The sequence below is a fragment of the Serratia sp. (in: enterobacteria) genome (assembly GCF_051654945.1).
GTDB lineage: Bacteria > Pseudomonadota > Gammaproteobacteria > Enterobacterales > Enterobacteriaceae > Chania.
Genome location: NZ_JBOFZA010000037.1, coordinates 82048 through 107020, shown reverse-complemented (window position 1 = coordinate 107020; position 24973 = coordinate 82048). Strand labels below are relative to the sequence as shown.

Genomic DNA, 24973 nt, shown 5'->3' with positions numbered 1-24973 from the left:
CCTTCCCTACATCGTCTTTACGGCTACGCTAATCGACACCAGAAGCGGGGAAAACAGGGCATTGGAGGGCTGAAAGAGATCAGCCCTCAGGAAGTTCAGTTCAGGGTTACAGCAGGATACGCAACATGCGGCGCAGCGGCTCGGCCGCGCCCCACAACAGCTGATCGCCAACGGTGAATGCGGAGAGATATTCCGGCCCCATATTCAGCTTGCGCAGACGGCCAACCGGCGTGTTCAACGTACCGGTTACGGCAGCAGGCGTCAGCTCACGCATGGTCAGTTCGCGGTCGTTCGGGATCACCCGTACCCAGTCGTTGTGCGTGGCCAGCAACTGCTCGATTTCCGGCAGTGGGATATCTTTCTTCAGCTTCAGGGTAAATGCCTGGCTGTGACAGCGCAAAGCGCCGACGCGCACGCATAAACCATCAACCGGGATGATGCTTGAAGTGCTGAGGATCTTGTTGGTTTCCGCCTGGCCTTTCCACTCTTCGCGGCTTTGGCCGTTATCCAGCTGCTTGTCGATCCAAGGGATCAGGCTACCCGCCAAAGGCACGCCAAAGTTATCGGTAGGCAACTTACCAGAACGGGTTGCCTCCGTGACTTTACGTTCGATATCCAGAATGGCCGAGGCCGGATCTTGCAACTCTTTCGCCACATCGGCATGCAGCATACCCATCTGGGTCAACAGTTCACGCATATGACGCGCGCCGCCGCCAGAAGCCGCCTGATAAGTGGCAACCGACGCCCACTCCACCAAATCGTTGGCAAACAGGCCGCCCAGCGACATCAGCATCAGGCTGACGGTGCAGTTACCGCCCACAAAGGTTTTGATGCCTTTGTTCAGCCCTTCCTGGATCACCGCATGGTTGACCGGATCGAGGATGATGATCGCATCGTCTTCCATACGTAGAGAAGAGGCCGCATCGATCCAATAGCCCTGCCAGCCGGTGGCACGCAGCTTTGGATAGATTTCATTGGTGTAATCGCCGCCCTGGCAGGTAATAATAATATCGAGGGCGCTTAATGCTTCGACATCATACGCATCTTGCAGCGTACCTTGCTGCTGGCCGCCGAAAGCCGGGGCGGCAGCACCGAGCTGCGAAGTGGAGAAGAATACCGGGCGAATGGCGTCAAAATCGCGCTCTTGCGTCATGCGCTGCATGAGTACCGAGCCGACCATACCACGCCAACCAATGAAACCAACGTTTTTCATATTTACTGTCCTGCCTTGGAGGATGGCTATGCTCTATACCCTTTCAGGAAGGATATGAGATAGAGTTAAGTTATATGTTGTGTGCAATATCTACCCACCTTACAAAATGTCGGCGCGAGCGCAAAGTGAATTTATTCGATACACGGGCAATTCTCAGCAATGCGGCTTATACCCGTCGTTTTTTCTGATTTTGAGGCAATAAATGACAGAAATGATTGCGGCAACGGTGCTGCTGTTTTTAATAATGGATCCGCTGGGTAACCTGCCGATTTTCATGTCGGTACTGAAACACCTGGAACCTCGCCGTCGCCGGGCGGTGGTGATCCGCGAACTGCTGATAGCCTTGGTGCTGATGCTGATTTTTCTGTTCGCTGGCGAACATATTTTGGCGTTCCTCAACCTGCGTACCGAAACCGTGTCGATCTCCGGCGGGATTATCCTGTTCCTGATCGCCATCAAGATGATATTCCCTTCGCAGGAAGGCAGCGGCAGCGATCTTTCCGCCGGTGAGGAACCGTTCCTGGTACCGCTCGCCATTCCTTTGGTAGCCGGGCCATCAATTCTGGCAACCTTGATGCTGCTTTCACACCAATACCCCAACCAGATTTCGCATCTGGTAGTGGCCCTGCTGATTGCCTGGGGCTTGTCTGCGGCGATCCTGCTGATGTCGAATCTGTTTCTGCGTTTACTGGGGAGCAAAGGGGTGAGCGCGCTGGAACGGCTGATGGGGTTGATCCTGGTGATGCTGTCCACCCAGATGTTCCTGGACGGGGTACGTGCCTATCTGAATCTTTAGCAGCCAGGGCGCAGCAGCGCTGCGCCCCGTCTTTACGACTTAAACCACCATCGCCAACAGCAGGCAGCCAATCAGGCCACAGACTGAAATGATGGTTTCCAACGCCGACCAGGATTTGATGGTTTCCATGATGGTCAGGTTGAAATACTCCTTGAACAGCCAGAAGCCAGGATCGTTAACGTGGGAGAAAATCACGCTACCTGAACCAACGGCAATGACCATCAGTTCCGGGCTAGCCCCGGTAGTGGCAATCAGCGGAGCTACAATGCCGCCGGCGGTGATTGCCGCTACGGTCGCAGAACCCAAGGCAATACGCAGCACTGCGGCAATCGACCAGGCCATCAGGATAGGTGAAACGTTGCTACCGTGCATAATGCCAGCAATGTATTGCTCAATGCCGCTGTCCACCAGCACCTGTTTGAACGCCCCACCACCGCCGATAATCAGCAGCATCATGGCGATGATTTTGATGGATTCACTGATGGTGCCCATCACTTCGTCCATGGTGCGGCCACGGTTCAGGCCGAAGGTAAAGATGGCGATCAGCACGGCAATCAGCGTTGCCATTACCGGATCACCGAAGAACTCGGCGTAAGACAGGAACGCGTGGCCTTTTGGCAACGCCATTTCCGCTACGGCACGGAATGCCATCAGGATCACCGGCACCAGTGCGGTCGCGACGCTGACGCCAAAACCAGGCATTTCTTCTTCGGTAAAGGTTTTCGGGTTGTATAAACCCACCGGCACTGGCTTATCGATGCCTTTCAGGAAACGGGCATAGACCGGGCCTGCCAGGATCACGGTAGGGATCGCCAGCAAGGTGCCATACAGCAGGGTTTTACCCATGTCCGCATGGAAAATGGTGGCGATAGCCGTTGGGCCTGGGTGCGGTGGCAGGAAACCGTGGGTAACGGACAACGCCGCAGCCATCGGCACACCGACATACAGCAGCGGGATACGCGCAGAGGCGGCAATGGTAAACACCAAAGGCAGCAACAGTACGAAACCCACTTCATAGAACAGAGCAAAGCCGACGGTAAAACCGGTCAGCACGATAGCCCACTGGATATGCTGTTTACCGAACTTGTCGATCAGCGTGGTGGCAATCCGCTGCGCACCGCCACAGTCCGCCAGCAGCTTACCAAGCATGGCACCAAAGCCCATGATCAGCGCCAGACCGCCCAGCGTTCCACCCACGCCGGCCTTGATAGAACCAATCACTTTATCTACCGGCATACCCTGCATGATACCGACCGCCAGCGCGACCAGAATCAGCGAGATAAAGCCGTTGAGCTTAAAGCGGATCATCAGCAGCAGTAGCATGGCTACGCCGATGGCAACAATCACTAGTGGCATAATTTTTCTCCAACCCTTTTTATCACTTGGCCTCTTTGCGCCACAACGGCGAAAGAAGGTGCTTGTTTTTTGTACGGCCCTTTCCTGGTGCACTGAGTAGGCGGTTGAGTACAGCGTTCCAGATTACAGCCCACCCTATGGTGGCTTGAAAACGACGGGTATTTCCCTGTTCTATGCTGTGTGATGACAATCACATCTCCATTTGTTACCCGTATCATGATACCGGTAACATGCTAAGATTCGGAACCAGGTAACCCAGCAAAATTCGCATTCTGAGATAGAGATCAAACTTATGGCGGGAAAAAGCATCATCCTGATGGGCGTCTCCGGCAGCGGCAAATCCACGATTGGCGCGGCGGTAGCACGGGAAATCAAGGCAAAATTTATTGATGGCGACGATCTGCATCCGCGCGCCAATATCCAGAAGATGGCCAGCGGCCAACCGTTGAATGACGATGACCGCGCCCCCTGGCTGCAACGCCTCAACGATGCGGCCTACAGCCTTAATCACAAGAACGAAAGTGGCATCATTGTCTGCTCGGCGCTGAAACGCCGCTACCGCGATCTGCTGCGCAAAGACAATGACAATATGGTGTTTATCTATCTGAAAGGCAGCTTCGAGGTGATCCTGGCCCGCCTGCAAGCCCGCTCCGGACACTTTATGCCCACCGAGCTGCTCAAGAGCCAGTTTGATGCTTTGGAAGAGCCTGGGGCTGACGAAAAAGATGTGGTTTGCGTAGATATTGATACCGACGTTGAAGGCGTAGTGGGCCGTTGTGTTGCAGCGCTGAAATCGTAGGTTAGCCATAATGGGCGCAAACTATTGCGCCCAGGTTCAGATACTGCCACCGGGTGCCACGGTGAAACCGACATCAACCATACGGGGGAAAACCTCTTCCCCGCGCAGGCGCGCCAACAGGCGTTCTGCGGCGATCTGCCCCATATGCTCACGCGGCGTCAGCACGCTGGCCAGTTTTGGTACCATCACCTGGCCGATATCGTGGCCATGGAAACCGGCAATCGCCATGTCCTGCGGGATCGACACCCCCTGACGCTGGCATTCAAACGCTGCGCCGATTGCCAAGTCATCGTTGGTACAAAAAATACTGTCGACCTGCGGATAATCACGCTGCGCCTCGCGCAACATCTCGCCCCCAGCCGAATAGGACGAAGAGCGTGTGGTCATGATGCTATAGGTTTCAAGACCCGATTCACGCATCGCCTGTTCGTAGCCCTGCTGTTTGATAATGGTTCGTTCATCCTGACGCGCGCCAAAGTACACCACATGACGATGGCCGTGAGCGATGATTTGCTGGGTCATTTGACGGGCCGCTTCAAAGTTGTTGAACCCGACCGCCAGATCGATACAGGGAGAAACACAGTCCATTAACTCCACCACCGGAATGCCTGCAACTTCAATCATCTTCAGAGTACGTGCGGTATGGTGGCGTTCGGACAGGATCAGCCCATCGATATTATAAGAAAACAGTGACGTCAGGCGCTGTTCTTCACGCTCCGGCAGATAGCCGTAGTGCGCCAGCATGGTCTGGTAGTTATGCGCATCGGTAACGCTCTCAATGCCCCGCAACACTTCGGCAAATACCTGGTTGGTCAGCGACGGTAACAGCACGCCAATCGCCCGGCTGGTGGCATTGGACAGGATATCCGGCGCACGGTTGGGGATGTAGCCAAGCTCGTCCAACGCTACCGCAATTTTTTGCTGTAAAGCGGCGGAAACCTGACCGGGGTTGCGCAAATAGCGGCTCACCGTCATTTTGGTGACGCCAACCTGATCTGCGACATCTTGAAGTACCGGGCGTTTTTTCTTCATTATCAATGAGCTGGCCAACCATGGATGGGCCGCTATTTTAGCAAATAAAACGGCTTTCCGATATTGTTGGTTCTGCGACCAGCGGAGACAAAAAAAGGGCCCAGCACTGAACTGAGCCCTTATCATCACTCTGTCATCACACCGGTGGCAGATCGAACAGTAAAATTTCGCTGTCTTCATCGGCATGGATCGACAGTGCAGTCTCATCCCAGACCGCGAACGCATCGCTAATCCCGGCTTGGTTGCCATTGATCGATACATTGCCGCGCACTACCTGGATCCAGATGCGGCGTTCTGCCTGGATTGGATAGACCGACTGCTCATCTTTCTTCAGCGCCCAGCGTGACAAGGTCATATCCTGGAACACTTTCAGCGAGCCTTCACGAGCGTCTGGTGACAGCACCAGTTGGCGGCCCTGTGGCGCATCGAACATACGCTGCTCATAACGTGGCTCCAGACCAACCTGATCAGGAATAATCCAGATCTGATACAGATGTAATGGCCGATCGCTATTGGCATTGTACTCAGAGTGACGCACACCAGTGCCCGCACTCATTATCTGGAACTCACCAGCATTAATCTGTTCTTTGTTACCCATGCTGTCCTGATGTTCCACCGTGCCGCTCAGCACGTAGGTCAGGATTTCCATGTCTTTATGGGGGTGAGTACCGAACCCCTGGCCCGCATCGATCACGTCTTCGTTAATCACCCGCAGTGCCGAGAACCCCATAAAATCGGGATCGTAATAGTCAGCAAATGAGAAGGTGTGCCAGCTGTCCAGCCAACCATGATTAGCATGACCGCGATCTTGTGCCTTACGTAGATAAATCATATTCAACTCTCCTCAACGTTTTCTACAGTCTAGACCTGACGGAGGAATATGAAAGCGCAAAAATCTCACCCCTCTGTTCAAAAAATTAGGTGGAGTTTGGCAGGGAGTAACAGAAGGTTGGTGGGATCGGTTAGCCACTGAATTTGGGCAAAAAAAAAGCCAGCACCCGAGCTGGCTAAGTAAACACTGGAAGCAATGTGAGCAATGTCGTGCCTTCAGCAAACAGTATCAAAGGTTGATACTCTCTCTGAACGCATGACAATAGTAATCATTATCATTCGCACCTGTAAAGCGTTTTTTTGACCAATGGGAAATAATATTGACTCGTGACAGTAAACGGATAATTTGGGAGGTTATTCAAACGGTAAACGCCAAAGAGAGGAAAAAATGAGCGAGATTGTAGTCCGTCACGTGGAAAGTAACGATGCTGAAGCCCTCCACCAGCTATTCTCACACCCAGCCGTTTACCGTGACACGCTACAACTACCGCTACCGTCAAAAGCCATGTGGCAGCAACGTATCAATGATGTACAGCCCGGCACCTATAGCCTGGTGGCCTGCATTGACGATCGCGTAGTGGGACAATTGTTCGTGGAGCTCAACCAGCGGGTACGCCGCCGCCATGTGGCGACCATTGGCATCAGCGTAGATGCGGGTTACCACGGCCAAGGCGTGGGTAGTGCGCTGATGCAGGCCATGATCGATATCTGTGACAACTGGGCCGCCATCGAGCGTATCGAGCTAACGGTGTTCACCGATAATCAGGGTGCCATCGCGCTGTATCGCAAGTTTGGCTTTGAGATCGAAGGTACCAGCCGCCGCTTCGCCTTCCGCGACGGTGAAATGGTCGATGCCCATCATATGGCTCGCTTCAAAAGTGCATAAGCCAACGGGGCGCTCATATGAACGCCCCGTCGGTTAGACACCGCAAAAATTTAAAGCCCGGCCGTTTCGCGAATATAGCGGCGTGCTTTCACTGCGTATTCGAAAGGATTGGCCAGCGCCGGATCCTGTTCGGCTTCAACCACCATCCAGCCCTTATAGCCCCGCTCATCCAACAGTTTAAACACCGGCCGGAAATCGATCACGCCATCCCCAGGTACGGTGAAGGTGCCTTTTTTCACCCCATCCAGGAAGCTCAGGCGCTTGGCTTTAACTTCGGCCACCACCTCGTCACGCACGTCTTTCAGGTGTACATGGTTGATACGCGGCAGGTATTTTTCCAAAATGGCCAGCATCGCTTTCTGGCTGCCCTCGGAATAATAGGCGTGCCCGGTATCGAACAGCAGATAAACATCGTCGTTGACCATGCTCATATAGCGGTCTATTTCTTCCGTAGTCTGGATGCCCGTACCCATATGATGGTGCAGGCAGACCTGCATCCCTTTACCGGCAGCAATTTTTGCCAGTTCGTTATACCCCTGAGCCACTCGCTGCCACTCTTCATCACTGAAGTAAGGCTTCTCTTCGAATACCGCCTTGGTGGTGCCCTGGATACTTTTGCTCTGCTCGGAGCAACCAATCACCTTGGCTCCCATGGCATGCAGGAAATTCATATGGTTAACGAACTCGTCGATGGTCTTTTCCTTCAGCCCATCGGCAAAGAACGTGCTGAACCAGGCATTACAGATCTGGATACCCCGGATATCCAGCATCGGTTTCAACACCTTGGGGTCGCGCGGGTACTTGCTGCCCACTTCACTACCGGTGAATCCGGCCAGTGCCATTTCGCTGACGCACTGCTGGAACGTATTCTCGTTGCCTAATTCAGGCATATCGTCATTCGTCCAGCCAATCGGGGCGATTGCCAGCTTTACATTGTCTTTGTTCATTTTCAGCCTCAGTCATGTAGGCACTTACCGGCTACCTTTCCCGCCGGTGTGGCCAAGAAAGTTATTAACCCAATAGCTCTTTTTCGATGCGCTCTCTGGTCGCCACCGCCTGGGCAGGCATTCTCTCCGGGTAGCCGAACAGCGAGGTGCAGATGATCGACTCCCCACCAACCTTAAAAGTACGGTTAGCAAACTCCATGTCGCGCAGAGTCTGGAACAGGGTCGCGAAGTCCACCTCCCCTTCGCCGATAGCCATATGCTGATGTACTACCGCATCGACACCCGGCGGATTAACGATATACCGACAGGGGCGGGTGTGGTTCATGGTATCGGCAATCAATACGTGGGAAAGATCGCTGCCGGCATAGCGCAGCATATTGGCGATATCGCCGCGCCCTTGGTCGTAATAGAAGGTGTGGGGAACGCTGTAGAGATAGGTCACGTTGTCGCTGCGCAACGATTTCACCATGTCGGCGGTTTCGTTGCTTAGCTCGCAAAAGTCCCACGGATGGGACTGGATTTCCATGCGAATACCTTCACGTTCGATAATCGGCAGCAGTTCCTCCATCGATTGGTACCACAGCTCTTCGCAAATCTCCGGTTCGTTCGGATTGCCAGCCAGCTCGGTGTTGATCACCTGAACTCCCATCTCCACCGCGATTTCGATCATCCGCCGCCAGTTCTTGACCGCCGCACGACGGCGGTCTTCTCCCGGGCCAGACCAGCGATATACTACGATAAACGAAGATATCTCCACCCCGGTGGCCTTTAGCGCCCGCTGATATTCCGCCAGAACGTCACGACCGGCTTTTGGATGCTTATAGAAAGGGTTGATCTGCGGATGCGGCGACTGCTCAATGTACTTGTAGCCCCAGTCAGCCACCTGCTCGACCATCTTGGTAATACCCAAATCCTTAATCACATCGACATCAAAAGCGATTTTCATGGTCGTCCCTCTAGAACGGGAATACGGTAACTACAGGCTTATTGGCCATAGAAGCCAGGGCGAGTAGGTAAGGTCACCGGCATCACTTCACCGCTGGTCTGCGCGGCGATACAGGCATCCGCCGCCACCGCTGCTGCAAAACCATCCCAAGCCGAAGGCCCGGTTAATTTGCCGGCCAGGACATCGTTGATAAAGGCTTGCAGTTCAACATCGTAGGCACCGATAAAGCGGTCTTTCCAGTCCACCAGGATCTCGGTGGACAGTTTGGCACCGCTGCGCATTTGTACCGCGGAAGGTTCTGGCAGCTTGGCGATGCCGGTTTCCCCCACCACTTCGCACTGAATATCGTAGCCGTACTGGCAGTTAACAAAGATTTCGACGTCAATACGGGTACCCTTGGCGGTTTCCATCAACACAATCTGCGGATCCCGCAAATGTGGCAGGGCTTTGCTGCTCTTGCGTGGGAACACCACCTGCACCGAGACGTAATCATCGTCCAGCAGCCAACGCAGCACGTCTAACTCGTGAATGAGCGTATCGGTAATCGCCATATCCGTGGTGTAGTTTTCACCGACCCTTGGGTTGCGGTGGGCGCAATGCAGCATCAGCGGCTCGCCGATTTGGCCGCTGGTCAATACCTGTTTCAGTGCCCGGTAGCCCTGATCGTAAGGGCGCATAAAGCCCACCTGCACCAGGCGCTTACCGTGCTTGGCCTCGGCATCTACGATGTTCTTGCAGCCCTGTGCCGTGACCGCCAGCGGTTTTTCGCAAAATACCGGTTTGCCCGCAGCAATAGCGGCAAGCACAAACTCTTCATGACTTGGCCCCCATGACGTGACCAGCACCGCCTGCACATCTGAGGAGTTGATCAGATCGTGGGCATTGTCATACACCTTGGCGTCCAGTTTCAGCTCACGGACTACCTTGGCCGCACTGTCTCGATTGATGTCATTCACCGCAACGACGCGGCTGCCCTGCAACACCTGGCTGCAACGGCGAATATGATCCCTGCCGATGGCGCCGGTACCAATAACCCCAATGTTCAATGTCATTTTCGTTATCCTCGTGGACTGTAAACGTATGAGGGTGCGGCGTATTCCCCGCACCGACGATTACCAAGATAATTCGTGATCAGTAGTCGCGGGCTTTATCGATGTTCTCTTGTAGCTTGCGTGCGACGGCGATAATTTTTTCACTTTCGGCCACCTGGGCACCGCCCACGCGCCACCAACTGAGATAGCCGTGCACCATGGTTTTTGGCAGCACTTTGATATCCAGCAGGGTAGAAACTTGCTGCTTGCGGGCATCCGCTAGCGCATCGATCAGCTGTTGTTCGGTGGTAATGCTGTAGGTTTTACAACCATAGGCAGCTGCCAACATGGCAAAGTTAACCGGAACCAGATTGCCATCCAGCTTGCCCCCTTGCGGATTGCGGAAGCGGAATTCGGTGGTATAGCTCCCCATACCGTGTCCGATCTGCAGGTTGTTGATACAGCCGTTGGTCATGTTGTCGAACAGCACCACGTTGATTTTGCAGCCTTCCTGAATCGAGGTGACCAGTTCAGAATGCAGCATCATGAATGCCCCATCCCCCACCATGGCATAAACCTCGCGCTGCGGTTCTGCGAGCTTGACGCCTAACGCAGCATTAACCTCGTAACCCATACAGGAATAACCGTATTCCACGTGATAACCGTGCTCACCACGATTCTGCCAGACACGCTGCAAATCGCCCGGCAGACTGCCAGCTGCGGCAACGATCACGCCGTCCTGTGGTAAATGCTCATTGAGTACGCCCAGCACCCGGCTTTGGGTTAATACGGAACCGGTTTTTTCAATAAACTCGGCAAATACCCGCTCGCGCTCGAGGCTATCGTCAATTTCCGGCACAAAGCCTTCGCCGGTATAGGTCACCTGATAGACCCGCGCAGTTTCTTTCTGCTGTGCGCCAAGCGCTTCACCGATGCTTTCCCGCCAATCTGAACGGTAATCTGCCTGCGCCAACAGCGGGCTGAGGGAGGACAGTGCCGCACGGGCATCTGCCAACAGTTGCACGCCGTCCAGTTTGCCGGCGTCAAACGCACTGACGTTGATATTAAGGAAAGCCACATCCGGGTTCTGGAACAGCCATTTTGAAGAAGTAGTGAAGTCGCTATATCGGGTGCCGATACCAATCACCAGATCGGCCTGTTTCGCCAAGGTGTTGGCCGCCAGACAGCCCGTTTCGCCGATGCCGCCTACGTTGTATGGGTGTGAGGAGAGCACTGTGCCTTTGCCAGCCTGAGTTTCCGCAAACGGGATATGGAACCGCTCGGCAAACTGCTGTAACGCCTGCCCCGCCTGCGAGTATTTCACCCCGCCACCGCAGATTATCAACGGTTGGCGTTTGCTCACCAGCAATGCCAGGGCATCTGCCAGCGCAGTTTCGCTGGCCGGGCGACGCTCAAGGCGATGTAGCCGTTTCTGGAAGAAATAGTCTGGATAATCGTAGGCTTCGCCCTGGACGTCCTGTGGCAGACATAGCGTTACGGCACCGGTTTCTGCCGGGTCGGTCAGCACGCGCATGGCGTTGATGCAGGCACTCATCAGTTGCTCTGGACGCACGATGCGATCCCAATATTTACTGACGGCGCGGAAAGCGTCGTTGGTGCTGATGCTCAGATCAAAGGATTGTTCAATTTGCTGTAATACCGGATCGGGCTGGCGGGAAGCATACACATCGCCTGGCAGCAGCAGTAAAGGAATGCGGTTCGCCGTGGCAGTCGCCGCAGCGGTGATCATATTGGCCGCGCCGGGGCCGATGGAGGAAGTACAGGCGTAAATCTGTTGGCGCAGCTTCTGTTTGGCAAAGCCGGTAGCGGCATGCGCCATCCCCTGCTCGTTACGCCCTTGATGCACGACCAGATCGCCACAGTCTTGCTCCAGAGCCTGCCCCAGGCCGAGTACGTTACCGTGGCCGAAAATGGCAAATATCCCCTTTACGAATTTGGTTTCTACCCCGTCTACCAGCAGGTACTGGTTGTCGAGAAATCTGACCAGTGCCTGTGCCATGGTCAACTTGATCTTACCCATTTTACTCACCCTTTCTTTTGGTGTTATCCCCTTCCGGCTCCAAGCGGTGGCTTGCAAACAGGCAGGCATATCCGGTGGCAGTAACACTGTCTTTTGTTATACAAAGACAGTGCTTTTCGTGTCTGGGTTGTAACGCACTGCTCATTCAACAAGCAGTTTGAAACGTGGTTTGATTATAAACAAATATTTTTTTCATAAAATATCAATACAGAAAAAACATTTCATTTTGCGATAAGGATCGCATAATGCCAAACCGCTCAGGTTAAGGTTGTATTTATAATTCAAGTGATTAGATAAAAAATCAGCATAGCTCGCGTTCGATCGACGCGCCGGCTCTTCGTTCGAACCAGCAAACATCAAGATAGCGCCCGTTTTTGCGGTTCATCTCAGCAAGGGATTGTTCTATCGATAATAATATGCCCGTACGGTTATCGACCTGCTGCAAGCCGCTTTTAAATGCATCACATTTTCGGGGTGTAAATTTCATTTGATATTGAAATTGAAATTTTTATTCCTCATAATTCGATCCATGCTTCCTGCTTACCTCCTCTACCGGGTCGCAATCGGTTTTGCTTAATGACAGAAGGAAACGGGTATGGCCACACAACACAAACAGCTTGATGTCATTTGCCTCGGGCGCATCGCTGTCGATTTTTATGCTCAACAAATCGGTGCACGCCTGGAAGATGCCAGTTCATTCTCCAAATATCTTGGCGGTTCTTCCGGCAACGTGGCCTATGGCACCGCGATCCAAGGGTTAAAGTCCGGCATGCTGGCTCGTGTGGGGGATGAACACATGGGCCGTTTCCTGCGTGAAGAGCTTCAGCGCGTCGGTGCCGACACGCGGAGCCTGATCACCGATAAGCAGCGCCTGACCGGCCTGGTGATCCTGGGCATCAAGGATCAGGAAACCTTCCCGCTGATTTTCTACCGCGAGAACTGTGCCGATATGGCGCTGACACCCGATGATATTGATGAAAACTACATTGCCTCATCACGGGCCTTGGCGATCACCGGCACCCACCTCTCCCATCCAAAAACGCGCGCGGCGGTGCTACAAGCGTTGGAATACGCCCAGCGCCACGGGCTGCGTACCGCGCTGGATATCGATTATCGGCCGGTGCTATGGGGGTTAACCTCATTGGGCGATGGCGAGACTCGCTTTATCGAATCGGAGAAAGTGACCCGCGAACTACAGGAGGTTCTGCACCATTTCAATCTCATCGTGGGAACCGAGGAAGAGTTCCATATCGCGGGGGGCAGCACCGATACGCTGGCCGCACTGCAAAACGTCCGTAAGGTTACCCAGGCTACTTTGGTGTGCAAACGTGGGGCGCAAGGCTGCTCGGTATTTGAAGGGGACATCCCGGCCAATTGGCAGCAGGTCAAATTGCATTCCGGCGTCCGCGTTGAGGTTTTGAACGTACTCGGCGCGGGTGATGCTTTTATGTCTGGTCTGCTGCGCGGCTATCTTAATGATGAAGGTTGGGATCAGGCCTGCCGCTACGCCAATGCCTGCGGTGCGCTGGTAGTTTCTCGCCACGGCTGCGCCCCTGCAATGCCCACCAAGCTGGAGCTGGACGATTACCTGCAACGTGAACACGAGGTGAAACGTCCGGATCTGGATGCCCGCCTGAACCATCTGCACCGCGTTACCACACGTAAGCAGCAGTGGCCTGAGCTGTGCGTATTCGCCTTCGATCACCGCAAGCAATTGGCAGAGATGGCGCATGATGCAGGCGTGAGCACGGAACGGATCCCACAGTTAAAAACGCTGCTATTGGCTGCCGCACAGGCTGCGGCCTCCGAGGCAGGGTTGCACGGCAATAGCGGCATTCTTGCCGACACCACTTACGGCCAGGCGGCGTTGAACGCCATTACCGGTCAGGGTTGGTGGATTGGCCGCCCGGTAGAATTGCCAAGCTCGCGCCCTTTGCGGTTGGAGCACGGCAATATTGGCTCGCAGCTGATCGACTGGCCGCAAGAGCACGTGGTCAAATGCCTGGTATTTTATCATCCACAGGATGCCGAGGCGCTGCGCCGTGAGCAGGACGAGCTGATCGTTGACGTGTATCGTGGCTGCTGCAAATCCGGTCATGAGCTGTTGCTGGAAGTCATTTTGCCTGAGAGCAATACCGACAAAGACGAGCGCAACTATTTGCAGGTGATGGAGCATTTCTACCAGTTGGGCGTTCAGCCAGACTGGTGGAAGCTGCCGCCACTCAGTACCGCCAACTGGCAAAAAGTGGGTGAATTGATTGAGACTCACGATCCGTTCTGCCGCGGAGTACTGATCCTCGGGCTGGACTCGCCACAGGAAACGCTGAAAGCCGGGTTCGCCGCAGCCGCAGATGCGCCATGGGTAAAAGGCTTCGCGGTTGGGCGCACTATTTTTGGCGCTCCCTCACGTCTTTGGCTGCAAGGTGACATTGATGACGCCGAGCTGATCGAACAGGTGAAACAGAAATACCTGACGCTGATCGGTTTCTGGCGACAATATCGCCCGCAACCTGCGGGTAAAACCAGCCAGCGCTAAGCTGATGCTGTTAACGGATCTTCCCCTTAAAGTGATTTTCGCTGCTTTAAGGGGATTTTTTTGCCTATTTTCTGTGAAGCAACGCAACTGGCGACGAAATAAATCGCTTTTTGTAGAAATGAAATGTCCACTCCATCTGTTAGAATAACCAGACAATATTTTCAGCGTATAAACCGATACGCTTCAGCCAATACTGCGAGCCGAATGGATGACTAACCCAACTCAACTTTCGCTGTTACAGGACGAGATCCGCCGCCGTTATGAAACGCTGAGTAAGCGCTTGAAACAGGTAGCACGTTACATCCTGGATAACAGTAACAGCATTGCTTTCGATACCGTTGCCTCCATCGCCGCACAGGCCAGCGTGCCGCCTTCTACCCTGATCCGTTTTGCCAACGCCTTTGGTTTCAGCGGCTTCAACGAAATGAAACAGGTCTTCCGCCAGCATTTGATGGAAGAAACGGTGAACTATACCGAGCGCGCACGCCTGTTCCGCCAAACCTCTACCGACGACAGCGTTGCCCCGGAAAAGCCGGCGGAAATTCTCAACGTGTTCACAATGGTCAACTCGCAGGCGCTGCAACAGTTGGCGATGCAAACCAGCGCCGATCAATTGGATCGGGCAGTCGAACTGCTGAATAGCGCGGAAAATATCTACGTGATCGGCCTGCGCCGCTCATTTAGCGTGGCTTCTTATCTCACCTATGCCCTGCGCCATTTAGAAAGGCGAGCCTTCCTGATCGATGGATTAGGCGGGATGTTTACCGAACAGCTCAGCATGGTGAAACCCAAAGACGTGGTGGTCGCCATCAGCTACTCACCTTATGCCAAAGAGGCGGTAGAGCTGGTCGAGTTGGGAGCCAAGCAGGGCGCACAGTTGATCGCCATTACCGACAGTCAGGTCAGCCCGCTGGCTGCCTTTAGCGATGTCTGTTTTGTGGTGCGCGAAGCGCAGGTAGATGGGTTCCGCTCGCAGGTCGCCTCTATGTGCCTGGCGCAGACATTAGCGGTATCCTTGGCGCTCAATAACGCCAAAGAACTGTAATTGCAGAGCGGGCGCGGCATGCGCCCGTTTAAATTGCATCAGCCGTCTTACCCCACGCGATCAATAGCTTTCGCTGTTGATCCAGGCGTGATCTTTTTCCCAGGTGAACTTCCACATGCGAACCGGCCCGGCCATCACGTTGAGATAGTAACTGTCATACCCGGCCAGGGTGGCTACCGGATGGTAACCGCGCGGCACTTTCACCACGTCGCGGTTATACACCGGCATACACTCATCCAGCGAGCGATCGTCGGTATAGACGCGTTGCAGGCAGAACCCCTGCTCAGGGTTAAGACGGTGATAATAGGTCTCTTCCAGGTAGGTTTCGTCCGGCGAGTCTTCCCGATCGTGCTTATGGCTTGGGTAGGAGCTGGTATTGCCTTCGTCGGTATAGACCTCCACCACCAGCAGGCTGTCGGCCGGTTGGCTGTCTGGCAGAATATTGTGCACCAGCCGTTGGTTACGGCCTTTACCCCGCCGTTCTACACCAACATCGGCCGGGGTGATCAAACGTGAAGGTAAGTGCCCTTTACCCGGCGCACTGCATACCGCCAGTTCCAGTTCCGTCTCTGCCCGCACTTCAACATGGTCGTGATGCGGAACATATACGGAATAAGGTGGCGTGCGCTCAAACGGGCTCATCCGCTTACCAATGTGCGGATATTCCGCACGTTGGGTTGCCACAGAGGCAATACCCGCCACCAGCACCAGGCAAAGCTCCTTATCGCCACTATCCAACTGCAACGACTGCCCAGCAGCTAGCCGATAGACCTCGAACCCGACAAAACGCCAATGGGCATTTTCCGGAGTGACGGACTGAATACACCCCTGAGCATCCGGCTGCTGACATTTCGATAATAGTGATGACATGACCCTCTCCTTAAATCTCGTGCATGTGTGGCTGCAATTATTGGTACCAGCAACTGCGGCCGCTATCCCGGTGGAATAACGGCCTCGGTTTATCTGGCTGCGGCTTAGCCAAGCGTTGGCATACTGTATTCGGAGACCGTTTGCTGGCCGGTTGGCCAACGGGCGGTAGCCGTCTTCATGCGGGTATAGAATCGCACACCGTCCGTGCCATGTACGTTAAGCGCACCGAATACCGAGCGTTTCCAGCCACCAAAACTGTGGAAAGCCATCGGCACCGGTACCGGCACGTTAACTCCTACCATCCCCGCCTGAACTTCATGCACAAACTGACGAGCATAGTGGCCGTTATTGGTGAAAATGGCGCTACCATTACCAAATTCGTGGCTGTTCACCGTGTCGATAGCCGTTTGGTAATCTGCCACACGTACAATGCCCAGCACCGGCCCGAAGATCTCTTCGCGGTAGATGCGCATATCCGGTGTGACGTTATCAAAAAGGGTTCCACCCACGTAGTAGCCTTCTGGATGACCGGAGACCTGATAATTGCGGCCATCGACCACCAGCGTTGCACCCTCTTCAACGCCAATATCAATATATCCCAGCACTTTTTTCTGATGGATAGATGAAACCAGCGGCCCCATTTCGTTTTCTTCGCCGCCTTGCTGCATACCGGGTCCAACCCGCAACTGGGCGATCAGCGGTTTGAGTTTGGCAATCAGCTTATCTGCGGTGCCCTCGCCAACGACAACGGCCACCGGCAGCGCCATACAACGCTCACCGGCCGAGCCAAATGCCCCCCCCATCAGCGCATTGACCGTAGCATCCAGATCCGCATCCGGCATGACGATAGCCTGATTTTTAGCGGCCCCAAAGGCTTGTACACGCTTGCCGTGGGCACTGGCAGTAGTGTAGATATGCTCAGCCACGGTGGAAGAGCCTACGAAGCTTACCGCCTGAATACGTGGATCGGTACACAGCTGTGACGCCTCTGCATTGCCGCAATGCACCACGTTGAACACCCCATCCGGCAGACCCGCCTCTTTCAGCAGTTCTGCCAATCGTACAGAAGCGGAAGGAACCAGCGCCGGGGGCTTCAACACGAAGGTATTGCCGCAGGCCAGTGCAATTGGGAACATCCACATCGGCACCATGGCCGGGAAGTTAAACGGGGTGATCCCAGCGACGACACCCAGCGGTTGCATCAGCGAGAAACTGTCCACACCCGTACCCACATCCGGTGAGAACTCCCCTTTAATCAGGTGCGGAATGCCGCAGGCAAACTCCACCACTTCCATGCCACGGGTCAATTCACCCAGCGCATCGGAATAGACTTTGCCATGTTCGCTGACGATCAGTTGCGCCAGCTCTTCACGGTGCTGCTCCAGCAATGCCTTGAAATTGAACATGATACGCGCCCGGCGTAGCGGCGTAGTGCGCGCCCAGCCGGTAAATGCGTGATGGGCGACATCAATAGCCTGCTTCACCTCAGCGGCGGTGCTTTGTGTCACACGGCGTTCAACCTGGCCGGTCGCCGGATTATGCACGTCGACGGTCTGATTACTGCTGCTCAGGCAAACCTGCCCACCAATAAAGTTACCCACGGTTTTCATGTTTCACCCTCTGTTAAGTCCGCTATCGCCACGGCTCGCAGCTTTGCCGCATGTTGTGACGCTCATCGTGCCGCCTGCAAGAGTACGGCCCACAGGCAGATTAAATCCTGACCAGATGAATCAAACTCTATTTCATTGAAAAAAAAGTTTCAAATAAAATATTTTAGAAAATTTGTTTTTAGTGCCACCGATCGCAAATTTGCCATGTCAGCCAGCCGAATGCGGGGTCGCGAATAAATCTATCTGCGATCCAGTAACGGCATGGCTTTAACCACTAATCCCTAGTTTTTATACAGATACGTTTTTCCGCCAAGACCGGTCAGTTTTCCAGTGATCCATGCAGATCAGCAGAGCCATTTGCGCTATTTACGTTCAAATTTTTGAACTGGATCTAAAAATTAATATTTCATTATTCACTAATTATGAAATAAATGTTCTTGTCTGGTGAAGGACCCCCTGATAAACACCGCCTTGATGACAGGCACGGTTCACCCTTCTGCCTCCCTCGACCCCTACAAGTCACTCAAGTAGGCAGAAGCCAGGATAAAAATCGGAGCAACATATGTCACATCAGCGTAAACACAATACTGGGTATATTCTGCGCATCTGCGGGATTGCAGCACTCGGTGGCATTCTGTTTGGTTACGATACCGCCGTGATTTCCGGCGCTATCGAAGCCCTCAAAACTTACTTTGACCTTAGCCCGGCAGAAACCGGTTGGGCCGTTTCCAACGTGGTGATTGGTTGTGTGGTCGGCGCCTTTGGTGCCGGGCCGCTAGCTGGCCGCTATGGGCGTAAAAAAGCCCTGGTTATCGCCGCCTTGCTGTTTACCATTTCTGCGGTCGGCGCTGCCTTGGCCACCACCTTCACCTGGTTTGTTATCTATCGCATCATCGGGGGTCTGGCCGTCGGGCTCGCCGCTACGGTATCCCCCATGTACATGTCGGAAGTCTCGCCGAAAGATATGCGGGGCCGGGCACTCAGCATGCAGCAGTTCGCTATTGTGTTCGGCCAGATCGTGATTTTTTACGTCAACTTCAAGATTGCCAGCTACGCCAGCGAAGCCTGGCTGGTTGAAATGGGCTGGCGCTGGATGATTGGCTCAGAGGTTATCCCCTGCCTGCTGTTCACCGTTTTAGTCTTTATCATTCCCGAATCACCGCGCTGGAGCGTAATGGTAGGCCGCGACGACCAGGCGTTGGCCATGCTGACCCGCGTTTCAAATGCGGAGCACGCACAAAGCGTGCTGCAGGAAATCAAAGACTCGGTTCGCCAGGACGAACAGCACCGTAAACAAAAACTGAATTACGGCGATGTACGCGTACGCTTCATTCTGTTTGTCGGCTGCATGATTGCCATGCTGCAACAGGTGACCGGGGTTAACGTGATGATGTACTACGCCCCGGTAGTGCTGAAAACCGTGACCGAGAATGCGCAGGAAGCCCTGTTCCAGACGATCTGGATCGGCGTATTGCAGTTGGTCGGTTCGGTGATCGGCGCGATGTTGATGGATCGCTTGGGTCGTATCCCATTGATGCGCTGGGGCACACTGGGCACCATCGTTGGCCTGCTGATCACCTCTTATGCCCTGTATACCCAAGCCACTGGCTACTTCGCACTGTTTGGCATGCTGTTCTTTATGGTGTTCTACGCCATGTCGTGGGGCGTGGGTGCCTGGGTGCTGGTTTCCGAAATCTTCCCCAACCGTATGCGTTCACAAGGGATGAGCATTGCCGTCGGCTGTATGTGGCTGGCTAACTTCGTGGTCGCCCAGAGCTTCCCGATGATCAATGACCAGCCTTATCTGTTCTCAACCTTCCATGGGGCGTTCCCAATGTGGGTTTTTGCCGCCTGCTGCCTGTTCAGCTATTGGTTTATTGCCCGCTTTATCCCGGAAACCAAAGGCGTATCGCTGGAAAAAATGGAAGACGTGGTGATGGCGAAACGCTATCGCCAACCGCTACCTGAAATCGTACCGGTAGAAGATGGTAAAGCCTGAACCTACCCCCAATATCCCCAGGAGTGATGCACTATGGCCATTGCATTAGAACGTTTTTGTATCAACCGTAAGATCGCCCCTAACCTCAAGCTGGAGAACTTTTTCCAGTTGGTGAAAAACTGTGGGCTGAGCAAGGTCGAACTACGTAACGATATGCCAGGCGGCAAAGTAACCGATGACCTGAGCAACGAGCAGTTGAACGCATTAGCTGCGGAGTTCGGCATCGAGATCGTCACCATTAACGCTTTGGGGATGTTCAACCTGGTAGCAGACCAGGCTGCGCTCCTGAAAAACGCCGAGGCGCTGCTGGTTCAGGCGAAAGCGATCCACAGTAAGGCTTTGGTAATGTGCCCAAATTGCAGCGCCAGCGATCGGCGCAGCGAGGCACAAAAGAGGGAAGATACACTGGCCGCCCTGCAACTGCTGGCCCCGCTATTCAAGCAATATGGCGTCGAAGGCTATGTCGAGCCGCTAGGCTTTGGTATCAGTTCGCTGCGCTCTTCCCTGCTGGCTCAGGCAATCATTCGCGACTCTGGCGCGCCCTACAAAATAGTGCTGGATACTTTCCACCACTATCTGAGCGACGTGACACAACCTGAGTTTGACGCCCATATTCAGGTTGAACAGATTGGTTTGGTGCATCTCTCTGGCGTTGAGGATCCACTGATCAAAGGGGCATTGAGCGATGAACAACGCATTATGCTGAGCGCGAAAGATCGGTTGGCAAGCGTAGCCCAGGTTAAGAACCTGGAACGCCTGGGCTATCGGGGGATCTATGCCTTCGAGCCGTTCTCTTCACAGCTGAACACCTGGACGGAGGGCGATATCGAACGAGAGATCCGCCAGAGCATCACATTGTTGCAAGAATAAACGCGCGGCTCCCCCGTAGGCGCGAGGGAGTCTCGCTTTACACATACTGCGTAGCCCTATTTGAGTGGGCGAACCACCAACTGTTCACGCTGGTGGTAAAACCTCCGAAAAGCCAGATAGCAGGCGGTGATGGTTGACAGGCTGGCGGTAGAAAACAGCATAAATGTCACCATAATCTGATACTTGATGGCTTTGACCGGATCGATGCCGGCAAAGATCAAGCCGCACATCATTCCTGGCAGGTTGACCAGCCCAACCGTCTTAGCGGAATCTAGCGTCGGGATCAGCGATGCACGAATACTGTCACGGATCAGCGCAGTTCTTCTCATCGGGTTTCAGCTGGCGAATTTGATAGGGTAACGCCAGGTTATCGTAGACGGCATCACCAAACAGGGCCGGCGTTTGGAAGCAGGGAGGAAACGATCTTTAGCAAGGTACTTTTACTACACCCCGAAGGCCCGGTGATCAGTTTGAATTCGCCCGGTTTCAAGGTGAAAGAAACGGCATGCGGGATAACCTGCTCGTCGATTTGATAATGGACGCCCTCCAATACCAGTAGTTCATTACTGCGTATATACGGCTAGTATTAACGCCTAACAACGTGGTAATAGGTATGCGTGCAGAGACCAATTAATATTATACCAGGCGGCAATTATCAGGACCCGCTGAATTATTTCAATGAAATAACCGGGCCATTCACCCTATATTTCCCCTCAGCCCTAGACAAGAATTACTGCATAACTTCAGAATACGATAAAATAAATAGCTCGCTAATGACGCGGTGTACCATACTAACCAAAAAGCAACCCCTTGCTAAAATAGAAGGGGCACTAATGGACTGTCAGGGTTCGATCTGAGCACGCAGGTACTCTAGTGCGCTTTGGCTGTAACTCTCCCCTGGGGCTAGTTTTTTAATCAGGCCCTGGGCCTCCAGTACCATACCGAGGCGATGTAATTCCTGATGCTGCGGTAGCACATCGGCAAACGCATTAAGCAGGATAATCGACGGCATGATTTTTTCTGCACAAGTCCCTACGGCACCAGGTTCATCCCCCCTGGCCGGACAGGGCAGACTGTCCAGATGACGATGTTGGCATGCCTGTAACAAGGTAATTGCCTGTTGAATTTCATGACTCCATGGCATAACCACTTTCCTCTAAGACTCATTGCCTTGCCAAGATATGAATAATAAGCAGCACGTTAACATACATTAACGACACACAACAAAACATAAACGCCCCTAACCAAGCTGGCTCTATACAAGATAGGTTTTTCCAGCCATGGTTTATTGATATAGGTCACATTGCATAAAGATCGCCAATATTTTATATTGCCGTCATGGTTAAGACAATTCGCAGAATTGCGTTGTTGCCACTTTTTTTACTGAAAAAAAGATAAAATTCCTACTGCCATTTTAACCGTCCCCTAACCTAAATTGGGTAAAAAAACCAGATTTTGCCGCAGGTTACCCCTTAAAACCAATAGGAAAACGCCACCGCCAGCTGGAGAGGAATATTCTGCAAAATACCAAGAATTGTAAAAATAAAATTATTCCCATCCAGAAGGTTCCTGTATGCCATTTATTATGTTGGAAACCTGTCAAGCGTTAGCCCACCTTCCTTGATCTGCCCTGCATCAAAACAGCGCGTTGGCTCAGCATCACGCTGTCGTGTCTGGTAACTGATGGCAGTCGTCGTTACGCGGGAGATCCGGTGTCACCAACTTAAAACAGGGGGGATAAATCGTCTGGTCTGTAGCCCGGTAGGCAGGTTACTACCGGGCATTGCTGTCATTACTTTTTCTTACAAGGGGCCGGGGCGTATTGTGAGTCGCCAGGGAACGCCTGTGGTTGGCAATCCGGCAAGCCTGGCTTTGCCATTTCATAAACCGCTACACCAATCACGCCGGTATTTTCTATTTCACCCGCCAGTGAACTGGCGGCGTAGGAGTCATCCGGTTTTGCGAAACGGAACGCGGCCACTGACGAATCACTTTTACGGAACCCCTCAATTACCAGCGTTCCTTTTGGTGACACCAGATAGCCAGAATTGCGCAGTGAGCCACTACGGCCAGAAATCACGTCGAGGCCGTCAACGGCGGTGACCACCTCATAGGTTTTGTTAGGGCTGGTGTTATAAAAGAACAGCTGGTAGCGCTCGCCATCATTGGCTGAGAATGAAAACTCGCCATTTTTATAACGATTGAGCGCGAAATCACGGTTGTGCTCGGTCTGCACCCGCATTCTGACGGAGGACAACACGATTTCATTGGTGTATTGCCCATTACTGGCAGGGGCCGCGCTGTAAAACACCTTGGCGACGCTATCGGGTGACTGGCGCAGACGCGTTGCGTCTACCGTTGTCACTTTGGAGGTAACGTCCTCGCCCCAAGCGGTTCCCAGTTTGTGTTCCTGGGCAACCGGTGCCGGTGCAGAGGCCGATTCAGCCACCGTACGCGAGGAGGAAGGAGATTGGCTACAGCCGGCAACCAGCACCAGCGAAGCCAACAAGGCTAAACTGCATTTGATTTTCATGAGCAGAACTTTCCATGTCATTATTTGAATAATAGAGTGCGCTTGTCTGAACGCACGAGCCGGCCCCATTATTAGTTAATTGCCCGCACTGTTCCTATCGCCAATGCTCCTAAAGTGAACGATTGATTATCCAAATGGGCACTGCATTGCATGGCTGGGTAATTTTTTATGGTTTAGCCAAGGCTTGGGCACAGGCCCAAGCAGAGCTCCAGGCCCACTGGAAGTTATAGCCACCCAGCCAGCCCGTCACGTCTACCACTTCACCGATAAAGTACAGGCCCGGCACCTTGTTCGCCTCCATGGTTTTGGAAGAAAGCGCCTTGGTATCCACACCGCCTAAAGTCACCTCCGCTGTACGGTAGCCCTCGGTGCCATTGGGCTGTACGCGCCAGTCCTGCAAACTCTCTACCAACGCCGCCTGCTGCGCTGGATTGAGCTGCTTGAGCGTGGCCTCTGGTAGCTGCCCCAACTCCTGCAACAATTCCACCAGACGCTTGGGCAGGTGTAAAGCCAAGGTATTTTTCAGGCTCTGATTGGGATGTGCCTGACGCTGTTCGTTCAGGAAGCCCGCCAGGTCAAGCGCAGGAAGTAAGTTAATGCTCACAAACTCACCAGGCTGCCAGTAGCTGGATATCTGCAAGATAGCCGGGCCGGAAAGCCCTCGGTGAGTAAACAGGATGCTCTCGCGAAAGCTGGTGCCATCCTCTGCCGTAACCACGGCAGGGACCGAAACGCCAGACAGAGCCTGCGACTGCTCCAATAATGGCTTATGCAGCGTAAAAGGCACCAACCCGGCCCGAGTGGGTAATACTTTCAGGCCGAACTGTTCTGCCAGCTTATACCCAAAGGGCGTTGCCCCCAGGCCCGGCATGGAAAGCCCGCCGCTCGCCACCACAAGTGAGCGAGCACTTACACTCTCGCCATTGAGTGCCAACTCAAAGCCAGCGTCGGTTTTTTCGACGCTCAGCACCTCGCTGCGCAGGCGGGTGACTACCTGACCCAATTCGCACTCTTGCACCAACAGATCGACGACCTGTTGCGCAGAATCATCGCAGAACAGCTGCCCCAAGGTTTTTTCGTGATAGGCGATGCCGTAGCGATTAATCAGCTCGATAAAATCCCATTGGGTATAACGCGCCAAGGCCGATTTGCAGAAATGGGGGTTATTCGAGAGGTAGGCCGCCGGTTCGACAGACATATTGGTGAAGTTACAGCGCCCACCGCCAGACATCAGGATCTTGCGGCCCGGTTTTTTACCGTTGTCGAGTAACAGCACCCGGCAACCGAGTTGCCCTGCCTGCGCAGCACAAAACATCCCTGCGGCACCCGCACCAATGACGACGACATCAAACTGTTCCACCCAGACCTCTCTTTGCAATAACCACAACAATCGCGGCAAGAAGCGCGCACTTTACGCCATTTCGCTGCCGGTATTCCGCTAAATCCACGGTGAGGGATTGTAAATGCATCGGCGGGCCACGCCAACGTAAGAAAATGTTAATGGGCGTAAATGGCGGTAACATGCTGAAATTGCATCGATTCAGCCGTGACTCAGCGCAGCTTGATAACAGGCAAATTAAAAAAACGTCATATTTTCCTTTTCCCCGACACCCGTTGTCGCCGATAATGCGC

20 protein-coding genes and 2 pseudogenes are annotated in these 24973 nt (G+C 53.7%); 7 read left to right on the top strand and 15 right to left on the bottom strand.

The window, feature by feature from the left end; translation table 11 throughout:
* Nucleotides 1–106: 106 nt before the first annotated feature.
* Nucleotides 107–1213, bottom strand: coding sequence for an aspartate-semialdehyde dehydrogenase (gene asd / locus ACRDCA_RS04130; RefSeq protein ID WP_025119273.1), 1107 nt, complete (start codon nucleotides 1211–1213; stop codon nucleotides 107–109).
* A 202-nt stretch (nucleotides 1214–1415) separates the two neighbouring features.
* Between asd and ACRDCA_RS04125 the strand changes: the two genes are divergently transcribed.
* Nucleotides 1416–2009, top strand: a complete 594-nt coding sequence (locus tag ACRDCA_RS04125; RefSeq protein ID WP_025119274.1) for a YhgN family NAAT transporter — start codon at nucleotides 1416–1418, stop codon at nucleotides 2007–2009.
* 39 nt (nucleotides 2010–2048) lie between these two features.
* Here the strand turns inward: ACRDCA_RS04125 and gntT are convergent, their stop codons facing one another.
* Nucleotides 2049–3365, bottom strand: coding sequence for a gluconate transporter (gene gntT, locus ACRDCA_RS04120; RefSeq protein ID WP_438688412.1), 1317 nt, complete (start codon nucleotides 3363–3365; stop codon nucleotides 2049–2051).
* Nucleotides 3366–3657: 292 nt separating this feature from the next.
* Between gntT and ACRDCA_RS04115 the strand changes: the two genes are divergently transcribed.
* On the top strand, nucleotides 3658–4164 hold the full coding sequence (locus ACRDCA_RS04115) for a gluconokinase (RefSeq protein ID WP_438688411.1): 507 nt from the start codon (nucleotides 3658–3660) through the stop codon (nucleotides 4162–4164).
* A gap of 36 nt (nucleotides 4165–4200) precedes the next feature.
* Here ACRDCA_RS04115 and gntR read toward each other — a convergent pair whose 3' ends face one another.
* Nucleotides 4201–5196 carry a gluconate operon transcriptional repressor GntR gene (gene gntR / locus ACRDCA_RS04110; protein WP_438688410.1) on the bottom strand — a complete coding sequence of 332 codons (996 nt, stop codon included), beginning with the start codon at nucleotides 5194–5196 and terminating at the stop codon, nucleotides 4201–4203.
* 136 nt (nucleotides 5197–5332) lie between these two features.
* Nucleotides 5333–6028, bottom strand: a complete 696-nt coding sequence (locus ACRDCA_RS04105; RefSeq protein WP_438688409.1) for a pirin family protein — start codon at nucleotides 6026–6028, stop codon at nucleotides 5333–5335.
* 387 nt (nucleotides 6029–6415) lie between these two features.
* On the opposite strand from ACRDCA_RS04105, the gene ACRDCA_RS04100 reads away from it, so the two are divergent.
* The gene (locus ACRDCA_RS04100; protein ID WP_438688408.1) at nucleotides 6416–6913 is read left to right on the top strand and encodes a GNAT family N-acetyltransferase; all 498 of its coding nucleotides are present in this window, start codon (nucleotides 6416–6418) and stop codon (nucleotides 6911–6913) included.
* Nucleotides 6914–6963: 50 nt separating this feature from the next.
* On the opposite strand, the gene iolE is transcribed toward ACRDCA_RS04100, so the two are convergent.
* From iolE to iolD, 4 genes are all read right to left on the bottom strand, one after another.
* Nucleotides 6964–7860, bottom strand: a complete 897-nt coding sequence (iolE, locus tag ACRDCA_RS04095) for a myo-inosose-2 dehydratase (RefSeq protein WP_438688407.1) — start codon at nucleotides 7858–7860, stop codon at nucleotides 6964–6966.
* 64 nt (nucleotides 7861–7924) lie between these two features.
* On the bottom strand, nucleotides 7925–8806 hold the full coding sequence (locus tag ACRDCA_RS04090) for a sugar phosphate isomerase/epimerase family protein (RefSeq protein WP_438688406.1): 882 nt from the start codon (nucleotides 8804–8806) through the stop codon (nucleotides 7925–7927).
* A 38-nt stretch (nucleotides 8807–8844) separates the two neighbouring features.
* Nucleotides 8845–9858 (bottom strand): Gfo/Idh/MocA family protein, encoded by a 1014-nt coding sequence (locus ACRDCA_RS04085; protein ID WP_438688405.1) that lies wholly within the window; start codon nucleotides 9856–9858, stop codon nucleotides 8845–8847.
* A 79-nt stretch (nucleotides 9859–9937) separates the two neighbouring features.
* Nucleotides 9938–11878 carry a 3D-(3,5/4)-trihydroxycyclohexane-1,2-dione acylhydrolase (decyclizing) gene (gene iolD, locus ACRDCA_RS04080; protein WP_438688404.1) on the bottom strand — a complete coding sequence of 647 codons (1941 nt, stop codon included), beginning with the start codon at nucleotides 11876–11878 and terminating at the stop codon, nucleotides 9938–9940.
* A 595-nt stretch (nucleotides 11879–12473) separates the two neighbouring features.
* Here iolD and ACRDCA_RS04075 point away from each other — a divergent pair.
* Entirely contained in the window at nucleotides 12474–14414 is a 1941-nt protein-coding gene (locus ACRDCA_RS04075) for a bifunctional 5-dehydro-2-deoxygluconokinase/5-dehydro-2-deoxyphosphogluconate aldolase (protein ID WP_438688403.1), read from the top strand.
* 208 nt (nucleotides 14415–14622) lie between these two features.
* Entirely contained in the window at nucleotides 14623–15459 is an 837-nt protein-coding gene (locus ACRDCA_RS04070; protein WP_438688402.1) for a MurR/RpiR family transcriptional regulator, read from the top strand.
* A 60-nt stretch (nucleotides 15460–15519) separates the two neighbouring features.
* Here ACRDCA_RS04070 and iolB read toward each other — a convergent pair whose 3' ends face one another.
* Both iolB and ACRDCA_RS04060 read right to left on the bottom strand, forming a co-directional pair.
* Entirely contained in the window at nucleotides 15520–16329 is an 810-nt protein-coding gene (gene iolB / locus ACRDCA_RS04065) for a 5-deoxy-glucuronate isomerase (RefSeq protein WP_438688401.1), read from the bottom strand.
* Nucleotides 16330–16433: 104 nt separating this feature from the next.
* Nucleotides 16434–17939: a CoA-acylating methylmalonate-semialdehyde dehydrogenase gene (locus ACRDCA_RS04060; protein ID WP_438688400.1), complete on the bottom strand. Its 1506-nt coding sequence runs from the start codon at nucleotides 17937–17939 to the stop codon at nucleotides 16434–16436.
* A 562-nt stretch (nucleotides 17940–18501) separates the two neighbouring features.
* Between ACRDCA_RS04060 and ACRDCA_RS04055 the strand changes: the two genes are divergently transcribed.
* Both ACRDCA_RS04055 and ACRDCA_RS04050 read left to right on the top strand, forming a co-directional pair.
* The gene (locus tag ACRDCA_RS04055; RefSeq protein WP_438688399.1) at nucleotides 18502–19938 is read left to right on the top strand and encodes a sugar porter family MFS transporter; all 1437 of its coding nucleotides are present in this window, start codon (nucleotides 18502–18504) and stop codon (nucleotides 19936–19938) included.
* 33 nt (nucleotides 19939–19971) lie between these two features.
* Nucleotides 19972–20808, top strand: coding sequence for a TIM barrel protein (locus ACRDCA_RS04050; RefSeq protein WP_438688398.1), 837 nt, complete (start codon nucleotides 19972–19974; stop codon nucleotides 20806–20808).
* Nucleotides 20809–20864: 56 nt separating this feature from the next.
* Here ACRDCA_RS04050 and ACRDCA_RS04045 read toward each other — a convergent pair.
* The 5 genes and pseudogenes from ACRDCA_RS04045 to ACRDCA_RS04025 form a co-directional block, all read right to left on the bottom strand.
* Nucleotides 20865–21137 (bottom strand): annotated as a pseudogene (locus tag ACRDCA_RS04045) (ABC transporter permease); the annotation flags it as partial.
* A pseudogene (locus ACRDCA_RS04040) lies at nucleotides 21136–21382 on the bottom strand (ATP-binding cassette domain-containing protein); the annotation flags it as partial. The pseudogenes ACRDCA_RS04040 and ACRDCA_RS04045, both read right to left, overlap by 2 nt.
* A gap of 267 nt (nucleotides 21383–21649) precedes the next feature.
* Nucleotides 21650–21952 carry a hypothetical protein gene (locus tag ACRDCA_RS04035; protein ID WP_438688397.1) on the bottom strand — a complete coding sequence of 101 codons (303 nt, stop codon included), beginning with the start codon at nucleotides 21950–21952 and terminating at the stop codon, nucleotides 21650–21652.
* 648 nt (nucleotides 21953–22600) lie between these two features.
* Nucleotides 22601–23341, bottom strand: a complete 741-nt coding sequence (locus ACRDCA_RS04030; RefSeq protein ID WP_438688396.1) for a hypothetical protein — start codon at nucleotides 23339–23341, stop codon at nucleotides 22601–22603.
* A gap of 166 nt (nucleotides 23342–23507) precedes the next feature.
* Nucleotides 23508–24701: an NAD(P)/FAD-dependent oxidoreductase gene (locus ACRDCA_RS04025; RefSeq protein WP_438688395.1), complete on the bottom strand. Its 1194-nt coding sequence runs from the start codon at nucleotides 24699–24701 to the stop codon at nucleotides 23508–23510.
* Nucleotides 24702–24973 lie beyond the last annotated feature (272 nt).